We start from the raw sequence: 25,415 nt of genomic DNA on the forward strand, positions 1-25,415 counted from the left end.
GTAGGTAAGGTAGTTGTTTATCTTATTTCGTGTAAAATCTTAAGTTTATTTTTGATCAGGTGATTGGATGACTTTTATATCAATTGAGTTTCTGTTATTTTTTGCAGGTATTGTTTTTACGTATTATTTAATCCCACACAAGTGGAGATGGATTCTTTTACTAGCCGCCAGTTACAGTTTTTACGCTACGTTGAGTGGCTACTTTGTCCTGTTACTCCTCACAAGCACAGTATTTACGTATTTTACGGGAATACTCATTGAAAAACAGGACACCAAACAACAGAAGAAAAGAGCCATGCTAGTTGGAATTTGCGTGTTGCTGTTTTTTCTCGGCTGGTTTAAATACTTTAATTTTGTAAATGACTCGATTCGAGCCATTTCAACATACATGAATTGGAATTATGCCATACCGTATCAAGAAATTATCCTACCTTTAGCCATTTCTTTTTATACCTTTCAGGCAGTCAGTTACCTTGTCGACATCTCAAGAGGCAAGCAAAAAGCAGAAAGACATTATGGCTATTTCTCAATCTACTTTGCATTTTTCCCTCAATTGGTTGCTGGACCGATTGAACGTGCTAAAAAATTGCTTCCTCAATTCAAAGTTGAGCAAACGTTAAACTATGACAACATAAGCTATGGGATGAAGCGAATCGCATGGGGATTTTTTAAGAAAACATTGATTGCGGATCGACTCGCTCCAATTGTTGCGAGTGTTTACGATAGTCCGGACCCAACCGGTTCACAAATTGTCCTAGCGACAATTCTGTTCTCAGTTCAATTGTACGCTGATTTTTCAGCACTCAGCGACATTGCCATTGGTTGTGCACGGATGCTTGGGATAAAACTAACGGAAAACTTTAAGCAACCGCATTTTGCCACGTCAATCGGAGATTTCTGGAATAGATGGCACATTACGCTTTCTACATGGCTTAGAGACTATATCTTTATGCCTTTATGTAAAGGAAAAAAGAAAAGAAGCGAAATTTATGTAGCTATCATCATTACGTTTTTAATAAGCGGCATTTGGCACGGAGCGGCTTGGACGTTTGTGTTATGGGGGCTAATTCACGGATTTTACCGTGCTTTTGGAGATCACACAAAACATTTTCGTGGGAAGATGGCGACGTTTATTCACTTGGATCAAGTTCCATCGCTGCATAAATGGCTGCAAATCGCCACCACTTTTTTGCTCGTGTGTTTTTCGCGCGTGTTCTTCCGATCGGATTCCGTTACCGCTGCATTTGAAAATGCGCAACATTTCTTGTCGCCTAGTTCGTGGAACCCATCTGGAATCATTGGGGCGTTTGAGATGTTTTCACTACTCGACTTAGTGATTTTCAGCTTTTTCTTTATCGTTATGCAACTGTTTCATTATATCGAAAGAAAAAATACTTCGACATGGAACTGGCTATCACAACGCCCGGCAGTTGCTCGTTTTGCCGTGTATGTATTAATCGTTGTTTCAGTTCTAGTGTTTGGTGCTACAGGTCAAGGATTTGTTTACGGTGGGTTTTAATCATAAACAAACGGACGCGTATGCGTGTTAGTCCGTCAATTTAGTAAAAAGAGTACAAGATCGAAAGGATTTGCCATGGGCCGTTTATTCATTAAGTTAATTATAATCTTCACTGTGGCTTTACTGTTATTTATACCAGTGAATAACTTTGTAAAGCAGTCTCGGAGTTACAACATCAACGAGGATATCCTGACGTTTAAGAAAGATCCTTATCCCGTTGATATTATCAATCTGGGTGCCTCTCATTCTATGTATGGTTATTATTTTAAGCCAACGGGTTTGGCTCACTTGGATTTAGCTCTTCCTGGTCAGGCGCTCGAATATGACTTTAAATTATTGAAAGAGTATGGTGAGTATTTGAAATCGGATGGAGTTGTCATTCTATCCATTTCTCAAATGACGTTCATAAATAGTGAGAACGAGGATGTAGACGAAGGACGTTATTATGAAATTTTAGATCGTACGCAAATTGAATCGTTTCGATTGTTGGATTATTATAAGTACATGTATTTTCCAGGCACAAATAGTGACAATTTTACTTCTGCGCTCTCAAGCAAATGGAAAGGCCTTAAATGGACTTCTCATCAATCTTGGGCAAATAATGGGGAAAATTATGCAGAAAGAAAAACCGAATACGTAGAAGAGCAATATAGAAAAGCAATTGAGCATAATTACATGGAACAAAACCTAGAGCGGTTAAAAGAAATATTGGAATATTGTCAAGAGCAGGGCTACGAGGTCATTCTAACTATGGAGCCCGTACACAAGACGTATCAAGAACATTTCGACGAAGAAGTCATGAATCGACTTGTTTTTCAGTACTTAAACACTCTTGAAACAGATGTCCCTTTTTTAAATTATATGAACGATGAACGTTTCACAGACAACAAAGAGTATTTTATCGATTCCGATCATTTAAACAGTAAGGGAAGAAAAAAATATTCGTGGATCGTTTACGAGGAACTCAAAAGTTTAGGGTATTTTTGAACGATTATTATGTTCTATTATTCATCGCTGCTCATTTGAGTGGAAACTAACATGGTTTGTATTAATATCTCCTGGAGGGCAAGAATTGAAACACAATTCTTTCTTTCCAGGGGATTTTTTTGTCTATAAGGGCGAAAATTCGCTGCGTTTAGGACAAAGTTTCTTTATGGACCTTTTTAATTGAAGAAATGAATAGGGAGGTACGGGTATAAGAAGACAACTAGAAGATGAACTCCGATGATACTCCAAGCTACAAAGTGGTTCTCTATTTTTTGAACAACTATAAACATTAGTGAACCTGTTAATGCGGCTAACAAGAAAAAAGGACTATTTGAACAATCTGTTAAAAATTCGAGTCCGACTCCAAGTATTATTCCGATACTTGAAAATATAGCAACCTTTTTGGGGGTGAAGACCGCCTTATTTAAATCGCTACTTATTATAAAAATAGCAATCAATCCTATAACATACCCAATGAAAGTTGCATACATTATAAAAAAGTAAAAGTAGTCAGCTTGGTAGTGCGGATCAAATAAGTAAGTCAAAATCATGTATGCGGACACCGAAGAAATAATAGATGCGGAAGAACCTTTCAAATAATTGAGTACCATTTAACTTCTCTCCTCTAAACGATGTCATATATTAGTCAGCATTACATGTTCATATCTAATTAATCGTTATTAAAAATGATGCTGTGCATGTGATAATTAGAGAAATTGCTAGTCCAATCTGATTTTTACTCATTTTTGAATTCTTTCGCGTTCCTATAAAAAGTGTAACAAGACCATAAAGTGTTCCACCCGCAAAAATGAGTGACAAGATTATCGAATCCAATTAAACGTCTCCTTTTGTTACGAGACTTTTTATACGAAGATTACCTTTCGCAAATGCCATTATTAGTAAAATTAATATTTAAGTAAATCATGACATTATCAATGAAATATGTAAATGATTTTATCTACTAAGTAGTTCCCAGAAGAGAGGATTGTCTTTACTTTTATCTACAAACTTAAGTGTTTTAGTGCATGCTGAATAACCCTTTTTTAATATTTTTTATTTTTTAAATAATACCTTGTATTATAGAGTAATGTGAAATAAAGTAATATAAAGGGGTGTGAAAATGGAAATTAGTAAAGAGGTACTAAAAGGCCATATTGATACATTAATTCTTTCTCTTTTACAGGGCAGAGATATGTATGGGTATGAAATAGCTAAAATTGTCCGTGAAAAAAGTGAAGACCAATTCGAGTTAAAAGAAGGAACACTTTATTTATCATTAAAGCGATTAGAAAAAAGTGAATGGATCACCTCTTACTGGGGCGATGAACAAGGACCAGGAGGAAGAAGGAAATATTACAAACTCACGCCTGTAGGTGAAAAAGGATTTGAAGAAAAACGTTCAGAATGGGAATTTGTAAAAAAACTGATGGACTTATTTTTAGAAAGGGGAGAATAGGATGAAACAAATAGAAGCGTATGTTGAGGAATTGTATCAAGGTGTCGGTGGAAACAAAAAAGAGATTAATGAGTCAAAAAAAGAAATGAAAAGCCACTTATTAGAAGCTGTTCATGAGTTGAAACAAGAAGGAAAATCAGAAAAAGAAGCAATTCAACTTGCTATTGAACGTTTTGGTGGAGAACAAGAAATGCGTTCGGTAGTTGGTCAGTTATTTAAGGCACAACGAATATTTGCTAATTGGATTCTCTATTTAGCCATAACCGTTCTACTGTTAAGTGTTGTGGCAGTCGGATTAATTTCTGCATACGAAAATGAAAATGCCTCTGAGAATTCCGAAGTTGCTTCAGCTGTACACGAAATTTTAACTAGTCAAGGTTCGCTAACCGATTCAATGAAAACTGAAATTGCTGCTTTAATCGATGGAACAGATCAAATTTCAAAAGTTGAAATTTATAACGTCAGTGGTGTAGGTGTAAATTCCGTATTTGACTTCGTAAAGAGCGCAAAACCTGAGTATCAATACAGTAAGTCTGTTTGGTCTCCAGATTGGCTACTAGCGAACTTTTACCCTTACGGAAGTGGTGGGGGGGATAAGTGGTATGTTCAATTGGAAACACGACTTATCGGCAGCTGGATGGGAATTATTTTATTTTCAGGATTAGCGGTCTATGCAACGCTATTCACAATGTGGGCAATAATTAATGCCTATCATCACAGACGATTAACTATTGCCTGGATTATTGCTTTTGCTATTTTTAATGTAGTCGGTTATTTAGTTTATATTTTAGTAGGTAAGAGAAAAGTGAGATATAACTAAAATTGTAAGCTTAGTGGTTAAGCGCATATTACAATTTCGAGTCTTAATTTGCATATAGTAAAATGAAACTCAGCAATCTTTATACCAAGGTAGCTGAGTTTTAGTTTATATGTGAAATTTATGGAACCAATTTTGAACTCTAATTAATATAAACATTAGAGGATTGTCGATAATGATATACAGCTGCTTACTCTTTAATTTTTTGAGATATACAAAAAAGAGTGGCTCCAGTCCACTCTGCTTACGGTAACTTCTTTTTCCATTAAGATTTGTTAGTCAACGAAAAGCTCATTTTTCAAATCGCACGAATGTTTTTTCTGGTATTTCAATTTGATCAATATCAAACTCATTAAGTCTTAAGGTTAAGTTGCTCGAGCGCTCTTCGCGCTCCTCGCCGATCCAACACGTGTAATGCTCAAAGAAATCACCTTTTTCAAGATAGCTGTCCATGATTTCACAAAGCCTAATTAGCTTCTTTTTTGATTCAATTGATGTGCTAGTGTTCGTAGATTTCGAAATTTCAATTCCCCAATCACTTGATACCTCATAGACATAAGGCGTGGTGAACTGATACTTTTTTACATTTTGACGGTCGAACTTGCTTGAAAAACAGATACCAATGAGTATTAAATCATTAGAATCAGGGTCACTAAGCGGTATTTCTATATTGCATCCAATATAGCCTGCTAAACTCATCTTCATAACCTCCTTATTGAAAAGCGCCAATATATTAAAATACAGATCTTGCTAAAATAAGACTTCAAGAAACTTAAAATTGTTGGCAATGTATGTAGACCCTTTTATAAGTATACAGCTGGTTGTAGCAACAGAGGATTGTCGATAAAAAATTCAAATAATTATAAATCGCTTCTATATAGCCCAGTAACTCTATCTAAGCAAGATCAAGATAAACACGAGAAAAATTCAGTTTTTTTGGATGGATTAATGCCTCCTATGGTAGTATAAATGGATTATGGGTAGGAGGGATAGGGTGGAAAATAAATCAGCGTGGCTACTTATTGCAATCGGTGCTTCACTATGGGGAGTTATCGGGGTTTTTGTTACTTACCTTTATGAAGTAGGGTTTACGCCACTAGAAGTTGTCGCGGTGCGTGTGTTAACAGCTTCCATCTTTATGGTTCCTTATGTTTTGATGAAAAATCGGCAGTTGTTCAAAATAAAGGTGAAGGATTCTAGGTATTTCATAGGTACCGGTATTATTAGTATTGTTCTCTTTAACTGGTGTTTGTTTAGTTCGATGAGAGAGTCTTCTATTTCGATTGCTTTTATTTTGCTGTATACAGCACCGGCATTTGTGACGATTTTATCGCGCATCTTCTTTAAAGAAGCATTAACTGCTCGCAAACTTACAGCCCTCCTCGTTACGTTAATAGGGTGCTCGCTTGTTATTGGAATCTTTTCTAGTTCTACCGCATCCATTTCACTTTATGGATTAACCCTTGGACTCGGATCAGGATTTTTCTATGCCCTTTACAGCATATTTGGAAAAGCAGCCCTATCAAAATATGACTCGTTAACCGTTACGGTATACACGTTTCTTTTCGCGACCGTGGCTATAGTCCCTTTTAGTGGATTAGGTTCGAAACTTTCTACTTTGACGGATTTAAAAGTCCTTGGACTGGTAGTTGGACTTGGCTTTCTTTCGACCATGTTGCCATTTATCTTCTACACAAAAGGTCTTCAATATGTCGAGTCAAGCCGCGCCTCCATTATCGCAACAATTGAACCTGTCGTTGCTTCGGTCGTAGGGTTCTTTATCTTTAATGAAACGTTATCAACGTGGCAATACCTCGGCATGATCATGGTGATCAGCTCGGTCATTATTGTACAGGAATCCAAGAAACAAAAAGCCAATCGCCCCCAGCAATTTGACCAAGCTGGCGCGTAAGTTCGTTACACATACTCTTTACTGATTAATAGGAGGATCTAATGAAATTTATCATGCTATTTGGTCCACAAGCTGTCGGCAAGATGACGATTGGACATGAACTTGAAAAAAGCACTCTGTTAAAATTGTTTCACAATCATATGACCATTGAACTGTTGCATCCTTTGTTTGAGTTTGGTGATGAAACGTGGCGGCTTTCAACCCTGTTTCGTCAAGAGATTTTCAAATCGTTCGCCAAAAGTAAGGAAGAAGGCATGATTTTCACCTATGTATGGGCTTTTGATTGCCAAGAGGATTGGGATTTTGTCGAACAAACACGGACGATTTTTGAAGCGGCCGGAGGAGAAGTTTATTTTGTTGAACTAGAAGCGGAAGTCACCGAACGTATGGAGCGGAATCGCTCGGCGCATCGCCTTGAACACAAGCCAACAAAGCGAAACACACAAGCATCTGAACTTGAATTGATCGAGTCGATGAATACATATCGGTTAAACTCGTTGCCAAACGAAATTCAAGAACCCAATTATATGCGAATTGATAATACACATCTATGTCCCAAAAGCGTTGCGATGAAGATTAAAGATCATTTTAACTTGTAAATGGCGGGGAAATACTTTCGACTGTTTGTAAACAGAACGAGAGGTTATGTAAGGAGGTAGTTGTATTGTTAATGTATCCTGATTCTACTACTCGAAGTGAAAAAGTAGACATGATTGCTGTATTAAAAGAACGGTTGTTGGCAGCTTACGGGGAGCAGCTACTAGCCATCGGCGTATACGGCTCTATAGCGCTAGAGACAGAGGGACCGTATTCAGATATTGAAATGCATGTGGTGACAAAAGAGTATCATCGCTTAGAAGATCTTGAATTTGTTTACGATAAGTTCAAAATCGAAATCGGTTTTCATGACAAGCAGGCGTTTTTTGAGAAAGCCAAAAAGATTGATGATGCTTGGGCGATCAAAGCAGGAGCGTTTATCCATGTTTTACCTGTATACGATCCTACAAACCTGTTTGATCAAGTGAAAAGCTTGCCTTTTAAAGGGTTGAGTTTATCTGCTCACCGTGTAATGAAAGAATTCATGGTGGGGGAGCCATACGAGACCATGGCAAAAATTCGTAATAGTTACCATAGCGGCAACCACAACTACATCCCGCTTGGCGCAAACGATTTGGTGTGGGAAACAGCCAAGTTAATCGGTCTTGCAAACCATACATACTACAGTACAAGAGCGAAAACTTACGAAGAATCCATACAGTTAGAGTCCGTGCCTTCTGGTTACAAAGAAATTGTGCACCACGTGAAATATGGACAGCTGACGGATACGGAAATGGTTTACCAGCTTTGTGAAGGTTTATGGACAGGGTTAAATGATTGGATGGAGTCATTGGGATTGGATTACCGGCTCAAACAACTTCCGTTTTAGTGTTAAATCGGGAATATATTTTTTTATTTAGTTGTATTTCAAAACGGAGGAGCTTATAAAATGCATATACGAAATTCTGCAAAAGCGGTAATCGAAAAAGAGGGTCATGTGCTACTGACCAAAAATATAGACGCAGAAGGCATCTTTTATTTGTTTCCTGGTGGGGGACAAGAACACGGGGAAGTATTGGTAGAAACCATTAAGCGAGAATGCTTAGAAGAAATAGGGTACCAAGTTACAGTGGGAGAACTATTACATATACGCGAGTACATAGGTAAAAATCATGAATATAAACACGATCGAGACGTTCATCAACTTGAATTTTATTTTGTTTGTACAATCGATGCTCAAGCGGTAGAAATGCCCATTCCATCTAATCCTGATTCTCATCAAATTGGCATGGAGTGGGTAGCAATCAAAAACTTACATGAGTACCGCATTTATCCAAAAGGAATTCGGTTGCCAGTCCAGCAATTTGCGGAAAATAAAAAAACCGCTGCCTATTTAGGGGATATTAACTGACGTAAAATAGGATATCGTTTTTTTATTATAAATGTAGTTATCTACTTAAGGATTTATTTCCAAATTCAACACAAAGCAACTAAGTCAACAAAGAACGAACTCAAAAACATGAAATAGCATTACTTACCTTTAGTTTAATCACGGGAAAGAAGTAGAGATCTTCACAATAGCTACTGCCACCAATCATAAAAATGCTGTATAGTAATGATGGATATATAGAGAAGTGAAAGGTGTTAGTAAGATATGATGCAAAACCCGAAAGGAAGAAAACGGCTAGGTCTCGCATTGATCCTCAGCATGCTCGGCATTTTAGCGCCGTTGAATATTGATATGTATTTACCGGCTTTTCCTGCAATCGCTGATGAACTCGATGCACACGTCTCACTAGTGCAGCTTAGTTTGACAGCGTGTTTAATCGGACTCGCTGCTGGGCAAATCGTTGTTGGGCCATTTAGTGACGCGGTAGGGAGACGGAAGCCTCTCATAATTTCTGTTATTTTGTTTGCGCTGTCGTCCGTGATGTGTGCTGTAGCGCCAAACATTGAAACACTAGTTGCGGCTCGCTTTGTCCAAGGATTTACCGCATCGGGTGGTGTGGTGTTATCAAGAGCGGTCGTTAGTGACGTATTTACTGGACGCGAATTGACAAAGTTTTTTGCGTTGTTAATGGTGATTAACGCAGTAGCTCCAATGGCGGCACCGATTGCAGGTGGCGCGATACTAGCTTTGCCGTTTGCCGGTTGGGAAACGATTTTTTATTTTCTTGGCTTGTTAGGGGTTGTAATGGTGATTATCGTGACATTGCGTTTACCAGAAACCTTGCCTCCTGAACAACGTGTGCCAAGTTCGATCAGACATTCGGTTCGGACAATGGCCAGTTTGTTTAAAGAACGCCCTTATATTGGTTATGCATTAGTCGTCGGTATAATTCACGGTGGCAGTTTTGCTTATGTTGCTGGGACGCCTTTTGTTTACCAAGAGATTTACGGTGTTTCGCCTCAAACTTTTAGTGTTTTGTTCGGCATTAACGGCATTGCCATGATTCTTGGTAGTTTTATCATTGGGAAGTTTGGTGGCATTGTTTCCGAGCATCGTTTGTTGCAAGGAGCAGTCGTTGTGGCAGTGAGCGCTACGCTTGTCTTGTTGATCATGACGATCATCCAAGGACCTCTCGCATCACTTGTCATTTCGATTTTTATTTACATGATTGCGATTGGCATGATCTTTACGAGTTCGTTCACGTTGGCGATGAAAGGGCAGGGACATAGAGCAGGGAGTGCGAGTGCTGTTATTGGGATGCTGCCTTTAGTTATTGGTTCGCTCGTGTCACCGCTCGTCGGAATCAATGAAACTTCCGCAATTCCAATGGGCGCTATTTTATTTGGAACGTCTGTACTCGGAACGATTGCCTTTTTCACTTTAACTGGGCACCGGCAGCAAGTCGAACAATAATGTAAATCAAAAACAAGAACAGGGAGGAATTCTTCTTGTTCTTGTTTTTTTGTTTGCTTAAAAAATATCCAGTTAACTAGCGCATCTATATTTAAGCGTCTTTTTTGTTTACCATTTCCTAACGCGAGGTATAAGGAACAAAAAAGCTTGTGTCAACAGGAGAGAGCGAGGGATATTGATGTTCGACAAAACAGCAGGGAGTTATGTCACTGAATTGCTGAAAGAGTGGAAAGTAAATCACATTTACGGGATGCCCGGAGACTCGATCAATGAATTGATGGAAGAATTGCGAAAAGAAGAAAGCATTCGTTTTATCCAAGTTCGGCACGAAGAAACCGGTGCCTTAGCAGCCGCCGCTTATTCCAAATTGACGGGACACATCGGCGTTTGCTTATCTATTGCAGGTCCCGGAGCGGTTCATCTGTTAAACGGGCTATACGATGCGCAAAAAGATAAAACACCCATGCTAGCCATCATTGGACAGGTTGATAGTCAGTTGGTCGGAACAGATACGTTTCAAGAGCTTAAAATGGAATCTCTGTTTGAGGAAGTTGCTGTTTATAATCGGTCCGTTCAGCGTGCAGAACAACTACCGGATATGCTAAATCAAGCGATTCGTAGTGCTTATGCTGAAAAAGGGCCAGCTGTGCTGATTGTTTCAGGTAATTTGTTTAGCACGAAAATCAAACACGAAAAACCATTTACGTCCGCTATTTTTTCTAGACCGAATATACGAGCTTCTGAAGAAGACTTGCAAGGTGCATTAAAATTGCTAAATGCCGCAAAAAAACCCGTGATATTGGCCGGTAAAGGCGCAAAAGGGGCAACGGCAGAAGTAGTGGCATTGGCAGAAAAGCTGAAAGCGCCATTGATAGCTTCTCTTCCAGCGAAAGGCATCATTCCGGACGACCATCCACATAATCTTGGTCAATTAGGAAAGTTGGGGACTGATCCGGCTGAACAAGCTATGCAAGAAACCGACTTACTAATCCTAGCGGGTACTGCTTTTCCATACCGAGATTACTTGCCTGCAGATGTAGCTGCCATTCAAATTGATACAGATCCGAAAGTTATCGGTAAGTATTATCCGGTGTTGCTTGGACTTGTGGGTGAACTGGCACCCACTGCTACTTGGTTGACTGCCAGATTAATAGAAAAAGAAGATGCCTTCCTTTTACCGTACCAGCAAAAGCGCAAACAGTGGCATGACACGTTGCAACAGGACATGAATACAGAAACTCAGCAATTGCAGCCGCAGCACGTCATAGCGGAAGTGCAACGTATTTTACAAGAGGATGCTATTGTCTCACTCGATGTCGGCAGTATTACGTTATGGACAGCACGCTATTTGCAACTAAAAAATCAACAACTCGTGTTGTCGGCGTGGCTCGGGACGATGGGGTGCGGCCTTCCGGGTGCCATTGCAGGGAAGCTAGCTTATCCCGACAAACAAGTTGTAGCTATACTCGGGGATGGCGGTTTTTCAATGGGCATGCAAGACTTTGTCACGGCTGTTAAATACGACTTACCGATGATTCTCGTTGTTTTTAATAACCAAAAACTCCAATTGATTGAACACGAACAACAAGAAATGGGCAACAAGGCTACCCAAGTCGACTTAACAAATATCGACTTTGCCGTCTTTGCTCGTGCATGCGGTGGAGAAGGGTATACCGCTAAAAACAGGAGTGAGCTGAGACAAGCACTGACAAAAGCGAATATGAGCCAAAAACCGGTGGTTATCGATGTGTTTGTAGAAGACAGCACACCACCTTCTTAAATCCAAATTTAAAAAAGCGGAACGAAAAAATCGTCCGCTTTTTTAATTTGGTTATTTTACATATAAGGTGGTCAAATCGTGCAACTCTGCAGGCAAAGGACGACCAAAATAATACCCTTGTCCTTCGTTGCAATTTTGGTCTTGTAAAAAGGCTAATTGCGTATTGTCTTCGATGCCTTCTGCAACGACCGTCATATTTAAGGTATGTGCCAATAAAATGATGGTGGCTGTAATGGCTTTACCGTTTAAGTCATTGCTAATGTCCCCGACAAAACTGCGATCAATCTTGATGCGGTCAAATGAAAATTGCCGTAAATAACTAAGAGACGTAAAACCTGTTCCAAAATCGTCAATCGACATCGACACACCCAGTTTTTTTAACTGTTGTAAACTGCATTTTAAGAGTTCCGTATCGACTAGCAAAATGCTTTCTGTCACTTCGAGTTCCAGCCATTTGGCGTCTAGTCCGGTTTCTTCCAGAATCTCGATCACGGTTTGAACAAAATCGAGTTGTTGCAACTGAATCGTCGAAATGTTGACGCAGATTTTTATCGGCGGGTGACCTTGGTCTTGCCACGCTTTATTTTGTGCGCATGCTGTATAAAGAACCCACCGACCCAATGATACGATTTGACCCGTTTCTTCAGATATCGGAATAAAGGAATCTGGAGGGACAAATCCGAGTTCTGGGTGGTTCCAGCGGATAAGTGCTTCCATCGCGCTCAAACGATTCGTTTTCAAATCGATAATGGGTTGATAATGAAGCATCATTTCCTGTTTAGCCAGAGCTGATTTTAATTCTCTTTCAATGGTCAGTCGATAAGCTGACTGTTGATCCAGTTCTTCGGAATAAACCGTATACTGTGCGATTTTATGCTTTTTCGTATAGTTCATCGCAGAATCCGCTTTCTTGATCAATCCCTCTACACTTTCATCAGGTCCATCGCTAAAGGCTATACCGATACTGGCCGTGATGGAAACAGAATGGCCTAACGCTTCAAAAGGTTTGGCTAATGCGTCATTGAATCGCTCCGCTAATTGGAAAATTTGGTGTTGGTCCAGCCCTTTTAAGAGAACCGCAAATTCATCTCCGGCAAATCGACCAACTGTACCATTGGCATCCATGTTATCGGACAGTCGGGAAGAAATATCTTTTAAATACTCATCACCAAACTGATGGCCAAACGAATCATTGATCAATTTGAAACGATCTAAATTTAAGAACATAATGGCAAGTTGAGGTTCGTTATTTTCAATCGCTTGCTTGACATGATCTTCAAATAATGTCCGGTTTGGCAAACGGGTAAGGGGATCGAAAAACACCATTCCTTCCATTAGTTTTTTATAGTCTGTTTCCACAGTAATGTCTTTAGCCATTCCATAAGCCCCAACGATGTTGCCACCTGATTTCATCGGGAAATTCGTGGCTAATAAAGTTCGCATTTCTCCATCTTTTCGAATGATTCTAATTTCGTATGTGCTCGCATTGCCATTTAAGGCGTTGTGAAAGTGAAAAAAGGCTTTTGGCAAATCTTCCGAAACGATAAAAGGCGTAAAAGACAATTGAAGGATTTCTTCGATGGTGTAACCAGAAATCGTTTCGCATCCTTGGTTGGCTGTTTGAAAATTCCCTTCCATATCAAATGTGAATATCGCGTCTGGGTTGTACGTAAAGAATGAATTAAGCCGTTCTTCTTTTTCTTTTAATTTTAGGTCCGCTATAACTTCAGCTGTAATGTCGATCACAGTTCCGAACAACACATTTTTCCCTTGCCATTTCTTTTTAGTGGAATGGATTTCAACGTGAAGCAATTCTCCATCACTTCTGTATACTCTGACGCGATACCGCGCAAAAGCCTGGTGAACGTCATAATCAGACAAGATTCGTTTTTGAATAATGGGTAAGTCTTCAGGGTGAATTAAGTTTTCTAACGTAATCGTGCCATTTAAAATGTCCTTTTGCGTATAGCCTACTAATCTGCAGAAATGCTCGTTAACATATGAATAAGACGAGCCATTTAGTACATACAGACTGATTGGGATTTGTTGCACTATGTCATCAAACAAATCCTCATATAGCAAGTCATCTGATAGAGCTGATTTTTTATGTTTGGAGCTGCTGGTGTTGTTGTCATTCTTCACAAATCTGATCTCCTTGCCATCAAAAATTTTCTGCTATCTTCTTGGAACATCGTACATCTAAATGCATCTATGTAACGTATATTAAAGTAATATTCAAACTAATGCCATTTAAATTTAAATTTAACAAATTCTTTTTCAACATTAACTGTTTTGTTTGTGGCGAAGTCGGTATTGCCTAGGAGTAAGCCCAGCCGCTTTCTTAAATGCTGCTTGAAATTGTGTATCGCTTTTATAGCCGGTTTTGCTGGCAATTTTAGAGACGGACTTATCGCTTGTGCGCAATAAGTGTTTAGCGGTATTAATGCGGCACGTGATAATGTACTGGAGTGGACTCATGCCGGTAATCTCTTTAAAATGGCGTGCGAATTGGTATTTATTGAGTTTAAATCGAGTAGCAAGTTCTTCTAAAGTTAGTGACTTCGAGTGGTTTTCCTCCATATAATGCTTTACATCTTGAATGGTTTCTTCCAAGTTGGGGTAGTTGGATGATTCTTGTTGATTCGCAGCACGGAAAACATGTAATAAAATCGAGTTGATCACATGATGAGTCATTTGTTTAGAATCAGTACGTGGAAACTGTTTTTCTTGTTGCAAATGCATAAAAAGCGTTTTTAAGTTGTCTAGTGAATCAATCGGAATCACGGAGGGGAACTCAGTATAATTTGTAGAGTTTACTGGACAAAAAGTCAGTCGATACCCATGATGCTTGTCAGACGAAGGATACAGTTGTTCATGCCAAGATCCTGGCTGGATAAAAAGAACCGTTCCTGCAGAGGCTGTATGAACTTGGTCGTCAATTTTACATTGAACTGTTCCGGATAATACTAAAAGCAATTCCACTGCATCGGCATGACAGTGGAGTGGGTGATGCTTTGACGTTCCGAATGGTACTGAAAAAGGTTGAATGCTATGAAATAAGATAGAATCCGTGGCTAGTGACATATAAAACGCTCATTTCTTTTTCTTTTAGTTTAGCAAGAATCAATAAAAAAATCTGTATAATACCGGTAATTTTATAGATAAATTCAATAAGTAATACAAGAATTAATAGGAAATACCTAAAATACGGGCATTTAATATAGATCACACCATTACCTGTTATTACACATATGAATATTCTGATAATTAACTTAAAATAAAGGTAAACCCATTTTAAAAAAGAAAGAAGGTGGAGCTGGATGAAACAGTTATGGATAAATCTACCTGTTCACGATTTAACTCGTTCAAAGCAGTTTTTTAGCGCAATTGGCATACTGATTATGGAAAACCGTCATGAGATAGATCAAATGGTGGGTTTAGTAGTTGGTAATCCACAAGTACAAATTATGTTATTTCCAGATGAGCAATTTAAGAGGTTTACACAAAACGATTTAGCAGACACAAACGCGTCGACAGAAGTATTGTTTTCTATCTCATTGGAAACTAAACAAGAACTTGATGAGACGATCGGAAAAGTGAAACAAGCAGGTGGATTTGTGTTTGGTGAGCCGACAGAACGAAATGGATTGTACGGCGCAGGATTTACGGATTTGGATGGACATCGGTGGAATTTGCTAGTGATGTAGTTTAAGGAAAATTTGTTAGCAATCTGTGACCGTGATTATTTGTATTTAAGTTGCACGATGTTTAAAAGTAAATTTTACGGAAGAATTTTTTAGATGCAAAAATTCTTCCGTAACTAAATTTGCTGAGCGAAACTAAAATTAGTAACAGCAATTCATAGAAAACAACACACAGATAGCGAATCATAGAATTTAGCTTAAAATGACGTAAAAATGCGTAAAAATCGTTTTTGTCTCACTGTCTTAAGTATACTTATTGAGTGAAACACCACTTCCGATAATTTATATTATGTCTACTTAAATTAAATTTATGAAAAAGAGCGCTTTTTATGTTGGCCTCTTCTCTTACTTCAATTCTTTTCTAAGCAACTTAGGTGTCTCTTCATCTTTAAATTACAACAACAAAAAAACTGCACCTTTACTTAGGCTGCAGTTTTTTTGTTTTAATTTAAATCTAAACTATCTACATACAAACTATTCAACTGAGTTTCAAATTCGTTCGTCAAAACGATTCGTTTTTCTTCTGATAATTCTTCGTTACTCGTTAAACGATTTGCTGTCTCTCGAAGTGTTTGAAGTTGATAATAGGTTGAGTCTATTATTTCAGGAATTATTCCTATTGTAGTTGGATCTACTGAGGATAAAATCTCTTCGCTCTTTGAAGAACTCGACACATTAAGTTTTTCTTTTTCACTCAAACGACTCCAGCTTTTATAAATTAACTGGATTGGACCTTCTGCTACTATTTCAGACGAATCTGCTGATAGATTTTCCTTTTTCCACATTTCGTTTTCCTTAGCAACGTCTTCTTTTGTTTCTTTAATTACAATTATATTTGAATCTCCTACATTAACTTTTAAGATGATAAGAATTAGACCAATGAGAATAATGAACGGAACTCCAATAACTATTTTCTTTAACAATACAAATGCCACCTTTTATCGTATTTATAGTTAAAGCATATCATCTGCTAAGTTTTAATTGTACCAATTTAATCCATAATAAGGAAAAAACCTTCTGATAAAAATCAACTAACAATAAAGAAAAAACCCACACCCTCTAAAGGATGCAGGTTTTCTTACGTATTGCTGCGTTTCATATCACGTATCGCTTGAATCGACAATCGAACAAGCAATATGACACAAAGAAACAGTCCTGTATAAGCGGCTGTATTCAAGTAAACAGCGTAAGCATTATTGATAAATTGCGCGATGGCCAGCAATGCCGCTGAAATCAGTCCAAATGTGATTCCTGAGAACAATAACACAAACCGCGAGAACAGTTGCAAGATAAAATTGGCATTATGTTTATCCGAAAAGACATCATGATGGAGAATCATTTTGCCGCCTTCAATGCGCTGAATCAGTTGATCGGCGCGTTTCGGCAATTTCATCAGTTCTGGGATTAATAAAGCTAATTCTTCTTCTACTTTTTGTTTTGTTTCGCGTGGTTCTTTAAAGGGTTTTTTCAAGACAGCCGTTTTGTATTTTTTCGCAAACACTTTAGCTTCGGTAAACATATCAAATTTCGGGTCTATCGTGTGTAAAGTGCCGTCCAGGCTGATTAAAGACCGAAGTGCCATTCCGACTGAAGGATAAAACGATAACCCGAATTCACGAACAATATCAAACATCGCATGAATCAGTTCTTCCGTTTGAATTTTATCGACATAGGCAATTTTCAGCAGCAATTGACCGACTGATTGTTCAAGTTTTTGACGATCAATATGGCTATTGTCTTCTACTAGTACATTAATCGCGTCACAAATAACTTCTGCGTCGTTTTGTTGAACACCGATGATAAAGAGGTTTAGTCCGTCTTGCTGTTGCGCTGCGAGACGCCCAACAGCCCCAAAATCGAGTAAGATGGGTTTGCCATCTTGTTCATCAATAAAAATATTACCAGGATGCGGATCCGCATGAAAAATACCTGAAAACAGCATTTGCTCAAAAAACGAAAACAACACCGTCCGACCAAATTCTTTTTGATCGATTCCAAACTGATCAAAAACAGCTTGCCCACGCGAAATACTTTTGCCTTTAAAATACTGCATGACGATTAAATTATCGTTGCAATACTCCTGATATATATGCGGAATTTTCACCGGATAATCACTTTTTCTTAACGCATTTGCGACTTGAATGGTATTGCGCGTTTCAATTTCAAAATTGATTTCTTCACGCAATCCGTTCGCAAAGCCAATTGCTAACTCACGAAAACCAATGTTTTCAGCCCATGTGGATTTACTCGTTACCCATTCGGCAAACTCAACCAAAATATCCAAATCGTTGCGCATGACGCCTTTTACTTCAGAGCGTAGTAGCTTGACGACTACTTTTTCTTGCGTCGATTTCAATACTGCTTGATGAACTTGGCCGATTGATCCGGCAGCTAGTGGGTCCATATCAAATTCCGAAAACACATCTTCGACTCCGGCAGCTAGTGATTTCTTTAAAATGGCGGTTACTTGCTCACTCGTTAACGGTTTCACGTCTTGTTGCAATGTTGCTAGTTCTTCGATAAATACTGGTGAAAACAACTCGGTCCGTGTAGATAACACTTGGCCGAATTTGATAAAAATGCCACCACTTTGTTCTAATGTATCGCGAAAAGCAATGGCGAAATCGCGGTTGCTTTCCCGGTGACGTGCATAACGTATCGTCTGCGAAAATCCATTTTTAACGGCGATTTCCAACACTTGACTCAATCGTTTTTGCCGGCGCCAACGATGTCTCAACCGTTGGAAGATAAATTTTTGTCCCGTAATCCGTTCTCCGCGTTCGCCAATTTCCATCGGGTCAAACAACTCGAAAAACAAGTAAAACAGCATGGAAATGAGCAGCATACTGCCCACCCAAATAATCGCACTAGCGTCAGCGACGGCAAACCCAATTCCTTCGCTTAAAAAGTCCGTATGACGCAAATACGAATACCAATAAACAAACGTCGTCAAACTAACACCTAACAACACAGAAAGAATTCTCTTCGTAAAATTGACTTTTGAACCCATTAATCGACCACTTACATAATAGATAAATAATCCAATGACCAATAATTCCAGCAGCATAATGAAATAAATCATAGAAGCGATTCTCCTTTCATTGCTAAGCTTTGTTACGAACCTAGTATAGATATCGCCGAACAACTGTTTAGTAAATCTCTACAGCTTATTAGCAACTGGACTTGGCAGTTTCTTAAGTAAATCGAGCAAGCCTGTTGGATACAGAACAGTGTCACGTTGTTCTAACTCTTCAAGTGACACCCATCTTGCTTTTGTCATTTTACCATCTTCAAAAACGTCAAAAGTATCTTGGTCATAAAGCGCCTGTTGTTCAAATTCCACTTCATAAACCAACGAAATTTCGTGAAAAACTTGATTTTTTAGCGTGTAAATATTTTCTATCACGTCCACGTACTGAACGATCTTAATATCCGCACCGATTTCTTCTTTAAATTCTCTTGCTACTGTTTTAGCAGATGGCTCACCCAGTTCAGTGGTTCCTCCAATTGGACGATAAAATGGACCTTCTCCTAATGAATGACGCGCAAATTGTTGTTCCAACAAAACAGATTGCCCTTTTCTCAAAATTCCTAACGTATTCGCTCTAGGACGCAAATGTCGACTCTTTTTTTCGTCGTACTCAGCTATCGTAGAAGTAACGATATGAAGAGAATCCCATTCCCCGTTAGAAAATCGAACGATTGGATATGTTTTGGGGAAAAGCTGAAGATGAATGTCGCTTGGAGTTTCTCCATCCTTGAAAAGTTGAAGTATTTTTTCTTGTAGGCTCTCTAAATAAGTTAGCTTTTCTTCTAATAACGCACGTCCGTTTTCAAGATAGCCAGCGTGACTGCAAAATACAGATTCGAACGGCAAGGTCAATAATTTACGCAAAGATGTTTTAATGCGCGAAATCGACTCGCCTTTCATCACGACACGTGTTTTCGGTGTCACAAACAAGTCGCCAGTAAACAAGCGGCCCGATTCCGGATGAAACAACGCGACATGATCATTTGCATGACCCGGTGTATGGATCACTTGCCATTCAAGTGTGCGCGAATTTATCCGGTCACTCAGCGCTTGTGTAAGAAAAGCGTCACGATTTCCCCATGTGAGTTGCCGATAAGCTGGATATATGCCGTGCCTATCCGTAATTTCTTGTCCACTGGGATGAATGTAAATTGGCACTTGGTAATGTTGCTGAATCCAAGCCGCATTTCCCGTATGGTCTTCATGGTGATGTGTCAAAACAACTTGATCGAATGATAATTTGGCTAATTCTTTTTTAAGATCGTCTTGCATTTTCTCGGCCCCAGTATCAATCAGCATGCCGTCTACTAAAAAGAGAAATACTTTACTGCGGGTTTCTTCCAAAATTCCTTCTATGCATACAACTTGTTCATGTTCGTAAACTTTTAGCATGTCCAGTCCTCCCTAAACGTCCACCAGCTTGTTTCTTTTCTAATATGATACAGACTTTGTGAGGTGTCTGCTATAGCGTAGCGCTTGTACTATTGACATTTCTTTCTTTTCTTGTTGACGGGTTTGAATTTATATGATAAATCCTTAAGTAGTTTGTTACATATTTAAGTGAAAACATAGATTTATGCTTTATTTTATTGTTTCTATTATCAATTTATCCAATTGTTTTTGGTTGTTTACAACGACGACTTTTCCTGGCGTCGCTCCGAGCTTTGCCAAAAATTCCGGTTTCATCGTGTCTTCGAAATAGCGATTCCACTGGAACATTTTCCGCAGCATACTAAAGCTGGGCTTGTAATTGGCTTGTTCTGTCCCCGCTCGTTGTTTGATGTAGCGAAAAACAAAGCGAAACGTTCTTATGTGATACGGCATATCTAAAAAGATCACTGTGTCTGCCGCATTTATCGCCGTGTCGGTCCAACCAATATGTACGCCTTCTATAATCCAACTAGGCTGCTCGAGCGCCGCTAAAAACTGAGCGTCTCTCACAGATTCCGGGTTGCGGATGTCCCCTTCTTTTTGACGCTGCCAAACAAAATTGTCCGTTTCAAAATGCGGAATACCTAGACTCACCGACAACCGCCGCGCTAACGTTGTTTTCCCGCTCCCTACAGAGCCGAGTATGTAAATCTTCATGACTCCGCCGCCTTTTTTACTCGTTCGATCAGCTCATCCACTTCTTGCTTGCTGCTATTTTGCGCGTCAAGCTTGAGTAAAGTTCGCCCAATCATGTTTGCCCCTCGATTTGATCCACGATAAACAAATAATGTTTGCTCACTTTCTACACGCTTTAACACAAAACTTAATGCAATGTGAAACAAACCCGCAGGGACAAAATACAGGTCTTTTCTTTTGTAGTCCGGCAAATCTTCATACGCGGTCACTTCCATGATATAACTCACCGCACGGCCTTTAATGCGGTTTTGTTGCACGTACTTTGAACCTACTTGATTAGGCTGTCCTTCGATTAATTGATGCTTTTCAAGTTGTGGCATGATGGTTTGCAGGTGTTCGTCTGAAAACAATGCCCATACTTTTTCGATGGGTGCGTTGATAAGTTGCTGCTCACTCCACTCGACCATTGCCTCCACGCCCCTTTTATTTTTTCAACGCTTCGTCTCTTACGCGTTCCATAAACGTCGTGACGGTTTGCTTACGTGTTTTTTTACTTCCCGACAATAACATCGCTTTTCCCATTAATCCTTTTCCTTTATTAAATCCTTCGTAAATAAACTTTGTTTGGTTTTCATTTTCTTTAATTAACGTAAACGAATAAAACACATCAAAACTTTGTCCCATTTCAAACTGAGTTTGTTTTAGCTTTTTGTCTGGCAAATCTTCATAACCTACAGTCTCCACAATATACGTTTGCAGCTGCCCGCCTTCGTGATAACTTTGGGCGTGTTTGGCACCCAGTTCATTGTTATTGTTTTCAAGTAAAATGTGTTCTTCAATTTTCGGCATCACTTGTTTAATGTTTTCGTCTTTGAATAAACGCCATACTTTTTCGATATTCGCGTCAATCGTCATTTCTTCTTTCCATTTAACCATTTGGTGGCCTCCTCAGAATCTGTACTTGTTAGTAGTATCTCATGCGCGATCAGAACATTCACGTCGCTTGTATTAATCTCGCTCCTCTTTATAATAAGGGATGGAACGGAGTGAGCGAATGAAAACTGCAACTATAATGTTGTTATTTATCTTGGCCATGCAAGCCATTCTTGCAGCAAATGCGCTGATTTTTGACGGAGTGCTTGGAGATCTTGTATTTTGGTTTAATTCGGCTTTATTTATGGCTGCGTTAACTGTCTACATATACCGAATGGATAAAGACAAATCACCTGCTAAAAACAAATAAACGGAAACGAATAGTATAAAACGAGCCCTCCTATGAATGATTCACTTAGAGGGCTCGTTTTTATTGGATTTCCGTTTCATCAGTAGAATATGCTGCCATTCGTGAAAAAAGCGTATCTTTTATCAAGATACGCCCTTTAGAATTTTATGCTTGTTTTATTCTCTAGTTTGTATCGCTGTTATTTATCGGCCGCGGCTCAATTGCTTCGGGATTTAGACCGTTCCCAAGAGATCCATATAACAACTGTGCCTGAGGATCAATTAAATCTTTCCCATTGTAATAAACTCTCGGAGTCTTCCATAATGCTATTAAAGCACTCGACATTGGCATCTCATGATAGCGACTTGGCCAGCTGTCCTTTATAAGATCTTTTACTAAAGGATAATACTTCGAGCTCATACTTGGAAATATATGATGCTCTGTGTGATAAGAAAAATTAAAATGTAACACGTCGATCCATCGAGGAACCGTTACCGATAAGGTGTTTGCTAGTGGGTCATTCACTGGAACAAGTGGATTCAACCGATGATTAGTCGAAATATATCCCATTACAATGGCATTCGCAATTAAATGGGGGATTAGAAATATAAATAACCAGTTTATTATTCCTACAAAGAAAATCAAACCTAACCAAGCTACCCACGGCAATAAAAACTGAATCCAAACTGTCCCACGTTTTTCAGGCTTAAATTCCTTAATATAAGCGAAAAAGATTTTAGTCGAGTGCAATGTGAATGTAAAACACAAAGCGAAAAACTCTAGAAATGCACGAACTGAAAATGGTAATCGATAGATAATTTTCAATGCAGGCTTTTTGTCTAAATCTTCTTTTGACAACCACGTATCAGGATCCTTCTCTTCATTTTGAGTATGAACATGATGGGTCATGTTATGCCACTTACGCCATAGTAGTGGTCCAGTAAGAAGAGGGAAAAAGAAAACTGCACCGAGTAAATTGCGCAATTTAGCTTTTTTCACTACCGTCCCATGTAAGATTTCATGTCCCAAGAATCCCATTGCGGCAAAACTTGTGCCAATTACAAATGAAAGTGCTATGTTCGCAAGAAAGGGTAGATCATATATTCCAATAGCAAACATTCCTGCGATTGAAATAATTAAATAAGCTAGACCACCAAGTAAACGTCCTGGAACCGGTTTAAATGCTTTTTTGGGCAGATGCGGCGATACTTTAGACGCATACCAGCCAAATGAGTGAAATTCTTTATTCATATTTTTCCTCCAATTAATATACAAGTACTGCTTATTTTCTAACAATTTGGTACGATTAAAATTCGCTGTACGCCAGCAGATGGTACAGGTTTTGCGCACAAATCAACCAAACTAAAGATACTCGTTTTATTTAAAGTTCCACTCCCTGCTTCACTATAAAGGTTAAGTGTTTAAATTCATAATGATTTCATCCCTTTTTCTTTATTAAGTGCTCGTTATAATGTGGTTAAGGAAATCTTCATTGCCTTTTGCACTTCTATTACACAAACCCTTTGAAAATAATAAAGAGCAATCGCTTGATTTAGCTTCAACTATATTACTTTCGGTCTTCCCGCTTTTGTCCTCCTTGTACTTCCTGCTTTTAACTCAGCCATTTCGACCATAAAATCGATACCGGTAAAAGAATAATAAAAATAGCACCTCCGCCACGCAATTCAGGTTGTTGAAAACCTTGCGTGTTAGGGTGCTACCAGGTTCTGTATTTGAGTAACATCTTTAATTCAGATATAATTCGTTTGGTTGCTTTTGCAATTTACGTTCCGCTCATCTCTTTTTCAAGATGACTCACTTGGTTGTAATTTTTAATCACCCAATTGGTTTGATCAAACTGAATATGGCTAAAACTTGTATTCAATAACCTGGTTTTGCCAGAACCGATTTCTCCATTTGATAACGTGCCAAGTAATGCGTTAATAACACCGCCGTGTGACACCAACAACACGCGCTTGTTTTTAAAACGTTCATGTATGATTTCTAGTCCCGACGACAAGCGTTCAGCAAACAACTGATTATCTTCTTGGTTAGGATAATGCCGATCCGGAAACGTCAATGCCCGCTCCTCGTAAGTCATGCCTTCTGCATCACCAAAATGCTTTTCTTCAAACTGTGGCATTTCCATAAGCGGCAATTGCAAAGTCTCATTGATCAGTTCTGCTGTTCGTTTGGCGCGCTTGAGCGGACTTGTAATAATAATGTCCCAATTAGCATCGGTTAACCCGTGCGCACAACGCATCGCTTGTTTTATGCCTTCTGCGTTTAACGGAATATCGGTTTTTCCTTGAATTTTCCCTTGTACATTCCAGTCGGTTTCCCCGTGCCGGACTAAACAAATCGTCGTCATCTACTTCACCTCTTTATTCATGCGAATGATTTGACTAGTTTAGCATAAATAAAGCACAGACTCACTTGATAAACGTTAGAAGCCCAACAAATCGATCAACTGGAAGTCATTTAACGTGATGCGATTGCCGCAGCCTTTACACGTAAAACTCAATTCAAAGTCAATGGTTTCCGCATAAGCATTTGCTGCTAGTTCTTCTTCGAGTATTTCTTTGCGCTCTTTGTCTGTCGTCGCTTTCCCGAGCTTATTCACTAACTCATCTTGTATATGTTCGATCACTTGGCTTTTCCAACTGACACCTACTTGAAAACTTTGCGATATGGAATGAATGCCAACTTCACCATTTTCTCCAGGAGATTGAAATTTATCTGTCGTTCCACATTCCTTGCACATGATTTGAACATCCATCTATTCTCCTCCTCTACTGGCAATTAAAAAACTATAATAATTGTAATTATCTGATTATAACGAATAAGTGTGGAGAAATTGTCGAGAAGTCGTTTTTTTGTTAGTGGCGTGTCTTTATATATTTATGGCCCTTATGTAAGAAGCTACATGGAATCCTGTACACCCCCAAAATAAAAAAGCCCCCTGTTAGGAGCTTTCTACTGTTTCATCAATCGCTACAAGAAATGTGGTTAACTCTTTTATTTTACAATCGTTTTCGTCATTCAGTACATAAAAATCGCAAAATGCATACACTTTTGGTGTGCTATCTGTTGTTTTTCGAATCATTTTTCCTTTGAGTGCGGCTTTTTTAGCGTCTGTTACGGAAAAATCGATCCAGTATTCAAGATCCGAATACCCTTCCTCTAATCCAAAAGCTGTATCAAGAAAAGCTTGCTTTCCAACAATTGATTCCGTACCCACCATTGTCCATACCACGTCGTCAGTAATGTTGTTTTCGATAAACTCCCGGTCGCCTTGGAAAAAAGCATGATTGAATTGACGGAAAAAATCCGCATTTTTTGCGGTTTCCATTTTCACTTACTCCTTTCGTTGATTTTTCTATAGATCAATTTTGCGGTTCACCTCTTTCGTTAATCTTCTTGTAGATGCTGAACTTTTTGTATCTGCATTATTCAATACCCAGTTTTTAGGGATCAAACACCACAAAAAACCGCTCCAAGGTTGTGAACTGCACCTCCA

General features: G+C 38.9%; 25 protein-coding genes. 12 read left to right on the top strand and 13 right to left on the bottom strand.

Annotated elements, in window-relative coordinates; genetic code table 11:
- Positions 1–67 precede the first annotated feature (67 nt).
- The 4 genes from BCM40_RS08375 (at position 68) to BCM40_RS08395 (ending at position 4,782) form a co-directional block, all read left to right on the top strand.
- Positions 68–1,519, top strand: a complete 1,452-nt coding sequence (locus tag BCM40_RS08375; RefSeq protein WP_065526325.1) for an MBOAT family O-acyltransferase — start codon at positions 68–70, stop codon at positions 1,517–1,519.
- Positions 1,520–1,594: 75 nt separating this feature from the next.
- Positions 1,595–2,506 carry a hypothetical protein gene (locus tag BCM40_RS08380; protein ID WP_065526324.1) on the top strand — a complete coding sequence of 304 codons (912 nt, stop codon included), beginning with the start codon at positions 1,595–1,597 and terminating at the stop codon, positions 2,504–2,506.
- 1,120 nt (positions 2,507–3,626) lie between these two features.
- On the top strand, positions 3,627–3,962 hold the full coding sequence (locus BCM40_RS08390; RefSeq protein ID WP_065526322.1) for a PadR family transcriptional regulator: 336 nt from the start codon (positions 3,627–3,629) through the stop codon (positions 3,960–3,962).
- A 1-nt stretch (position 3,963) separates the two neighbouring features.
- Entirely contained in the window at positions 3,964–4,782 is an 819-nt protein-coding gene (locus tag BCM40_RS08395) for a permease prefix domain 1-containing protein (protein ID WP_065526321.1), read from the top strand.
- 288 nt (positions 4,783–5,070) lie between these two features.
- Here BCM40_RS08395 and BCM40_RS08400 read toward each other — a convergent pair whose 3' ends face one another.
- Positions 5,071–5,478 (bottom strand): hypothetical protein, encoded by a 408-nt coding sequence (locus BCM40_RS08400; protein WP_065526320.1) that lies wholly within the window; start codon positions 5,476–5,478, stop codon positions 5,071–5,073.
- 295 nt (positions 5,479–5,773) lie between these two features.
- Here BCM40_RS08400 and BCM40_RS08405 point away from each other — a divergent pair, with 295 nt between their 5' ends.
- The 6 genes from BCM40_RS08405 to BCM40_RS08430 all read left to right on the top strand — a co-directional run bounded on the left by BCM40_RS08405 (position 5,774) and on the right by BCM40_RS08430 (position 11,871).
- The gene (locus BCM40_RS08405) at positions 5,774–6,691 is read left to right on the top strand and encodes a DMT family transporter (protein ID WP_065526319.1); all 918 of its coding nucleotides are present in this window, start codon (positions 5,774–5,776) and stop codon (positions 6,689–6,691) included.
- Positions 6,692–6,732: 41 nt separating this feature from the next.
- Positions 6,733–7,290: a DEAD/DEAH box helicase family protein gene (locus tag BCM40_RS08410; RefSeq protein WP_065526318.1), complete on the top strand. Its 558-nt coding sequence runs from the start codon at positions 6,733–6,735 to the stop codon at positions 7,288–7,290.
- A gap of 71 nt (positions 7,291–7,361) precedes the next feature.
- A complete protein-coding gene (locus BCM40_RS08415) occupies positions 7,362–8,117 on the top strand; it encodes a kanamycin nucleotidyltransferase C-terminal domain-containing protein (RefSeq protein ID WP_238323777.1) in 756 nt (251 codons plus the stop codon).
- 60 nt (positions 8,118–8,177) lie between these two features.
- Positions 8,178–8,639 (top strand): NUDIX domain-containing protein, encoded by a 462-nt coding sequence (locus BCM40_RS08420; protein ID WP_065526316.1) that lies wholly within the window; start codon positions 8,178–8,180, stop codon positions 8,637–8,639.
- Between the two features lie 243 nt (positions 8,640–8,882).
- Positions 8,883–10,091, top strand: a complete 1,209-nt coding sequence (locus tag BCM40_RS08425; protein ID WP_065526315.1) for a Bcr/CflA family efflux MFS transporter — start codon at positions 8,883–8,885, stop codon at positions 10,089–10,091.
- A gap of 178 nt (positions 10,092–10,269) precedes the next feature.
- A complete protein-coding gene (locus BCM40_RS08430) occupies positions 10,270–11,871 on the top strand; it encodes a pyruvate oxidase (RefSeq protein ID WP_065526314.1) in 1,602 nt (533 codons plus the stop codon).
- A 51-nt stretch (positions 11,872–11,922) separates the two neighbouring features.
- Here the strand turns inward: BCM40_RS08430 and BCM40_RS08435 are convergent, their stop codons facing one another.
- Both BCM40_RS08435 and BCM40_RS08440 read right to left on the bottom strand, forming a co-directional pair.
- Positions 11,923–14,013 carry a sensor domain-containing protein gene (locus tag BCM40_RS08435; RefSeq protein WP_065526313.1) on the bottom strand — a complete coding sequence of 697 codons (2,091 nt, stop codon included), beginning with the start codon at positions 14,011–14,013 and terminating at the stop codon, positions 11,923–11,925.
- A 141-nt stretch (positions 14,014–14,154) separates the two neighbouring features.
- On the bottom strand, positions 14,155–14,955 hold the full coding sequence (locus BCM40_RS08440; protein WP_065526312.1) for an AraC family transcriptional regulator: 801 nt from the start codon (positions 14,953–14,955) through the stop codon (positions 14,155–14,157).
- A gap of 236 nt (positions 14,956–15,191) precedes the next feature.
- Between BCM40_RS08440 and BCM40_RS08445 the strand changes: the two genes are divergently transcribed.
- Positions 15,192–15,578 carry a VOC family protein gene (locus tag BCM40_RS08445; protein WP_065526311.1) on the top strand — a complete coding sequence of 129 codons (387 nt, stop codon included), beginning with the start codon at positions 15,192–15,194 and terminating at the stop codon, positions 15,576–15,578.
- A 440-nt stretch (positions 15,579–16,018) separates the two neighbouring features.
- Here the strand turns inward: BCM40_RS08445 and BCM40_RS08450 are convergent, their stop codons facing one another.
- The 6 genes from BCM40_RS08450 to BCM40_RS08475 form a co-directional block, all read right to left on the bottom strand.
- A complete protein-coding gene (locus BCM40_RS08450) occupies positions 16,019–16,498 on the bottom strand; it encodes a hypothetical protein (RefSeq protein WP_065526310.1) in 480 nt (159 codons plus the stop codon).
- Positions 16,499–16,653: 155 nt separating this feature from the next.
- Positions 16,654–18,657 (bottom strand): ABC1 kinase family protein, encoded by a 2,004-nt coding sequence (locus BCM40_RS08455; RefSeq protein WP_065526309.1) that lies wholly within the window; start codon positions 18,655–18,657, stop codon positions 16,654–16,656.
- Between the two features lie 78 nt (positions 18,658–18,735).
- Positions 18,736–19,998 (bottom strand): MBL fold metallo-hydrolase, encoded by a 1,263-nt coding sequence (locus BCM40_RS08460; protein WP_065526308.1) that lies wholly within the window; start codon positions 19,996–19,998, stop codon positions 18,736–18,738.
- A gap of 189 nt (positions 19,999–20,187) precedes the next feature.
- On the bottom strand, positions 20,188–20,694 hold the full coding sequence (locus tag BCM40_RS08465; RefSeq protein ID WP_065526307.1) for a P-loop NTPase family protein: 507 nt from the start codon (positions 20,692–20,694) through the stop codon (positions 20,188–20,190).
- Positions 20,691–21,140, bottom strand: a complete 450-nt coding sequence (locus tag BCM40_RS08470; RefSeq protein WP_065526306.1) for an SRPBCC family protein — start codon at positions 21,138–21,140, stop codon at positions 20,691–20,693. Before BCM40_RS08470 ends, BCM40_RS08465 begins: the two co-directional genes overlap by 4 nt.
- A gap of 16 nt (positions 21,141–21,156) precedes the next feature.
- Positions 21,157–21,609: an SRPBCC family protein gene (locus BCM40_RS08475; RefSeq protein ID WP_065526305.1), complete on the bottom strand. Its 453-nt coding sequence runs from the start codon at positions 21,607–21,609 to the stop codon at positions 21,157–21,159.
- A gap of 118 nt (positions 21,610–21,727) precedes the next feature.
- On the opposite strand from BCM40_RS08475, the gene BCM40_RS08480 reads away from it, so the two are divergent.
- On the top strand, positions 21,728–21,916 hold the full coding sequence (locus tag BCM40_RS08480) for a hypothetical protein (RefSeq protein WP_065526304.1): 189 nt from the start codon (positions 21,728–21,730) through the stop codon (positions 21,914–21,916).
- 162 nt (positions 21,917–22,078) lie between these two features.
- Here BCM40_RS08480 and desB read toward each other — a convergent pair whose 3' ends face one another.
- From desB to BCM40_RS08500, 4 genes are all read right to left on the bottom strand, one after another.
- Positions 22,079–23,146 (bottom strand): Delta(10) desaturase DesB, encoded by a 1,068-nt coding sequence (desB, locus tag BCM40_RS08485; RefSeq protein WP_065526303.1) that lies wholly within the window; start codon positions 23,144–23,146, stop codon positions 22,079–22,081.
- Between the two features lie 532 nt (positions 23,147–23,678).
- Positions 23,679–24,266 (bottom strand): histidine phosphatase family protein, encoded by a 588-nt coding sequence (locus BCM40_RS08490; RefSeq protein ID WP_065526302.1) that lies wholly within the window; start codon positions 24,264–24,266, stop codon positions 23,679–23,681.
- Between the two features lie 75 nt (positions 24,267–24,341).
- Entirely contained in the window at positions 24,342–24,674 is a 333-nt protein-coding gene (locus BCM40_RS08495) for a hypothetical protein (protein WP_065526301.1), read from the bottom strand.
- A 186-nt stretch (positions 24,675–24,860) separates the two neighbouring features.
- A complete protein-coding gene (locus BCM40_RS08500; RefSeq protein ID WP_065526300.1) occupies positions 24,861–25,247 on the bottom strand; it encodes a nuclear transport factor 2 family protein in 387 nt (128 codons plus the stop codon).
- Between the last annotated feature and the right edge of the window lie 168 nt (positions 25,248–25,415).

The organism is Planococcus donghaensis, from assembly GCF_001687665.2.
GTDB classification, from domain to species: domain Bacteria; phylum Bacillota; class Bacilli; order Bacillales_A; family Planococcaceae; genus Planococcus; species Planococcus donghaensis.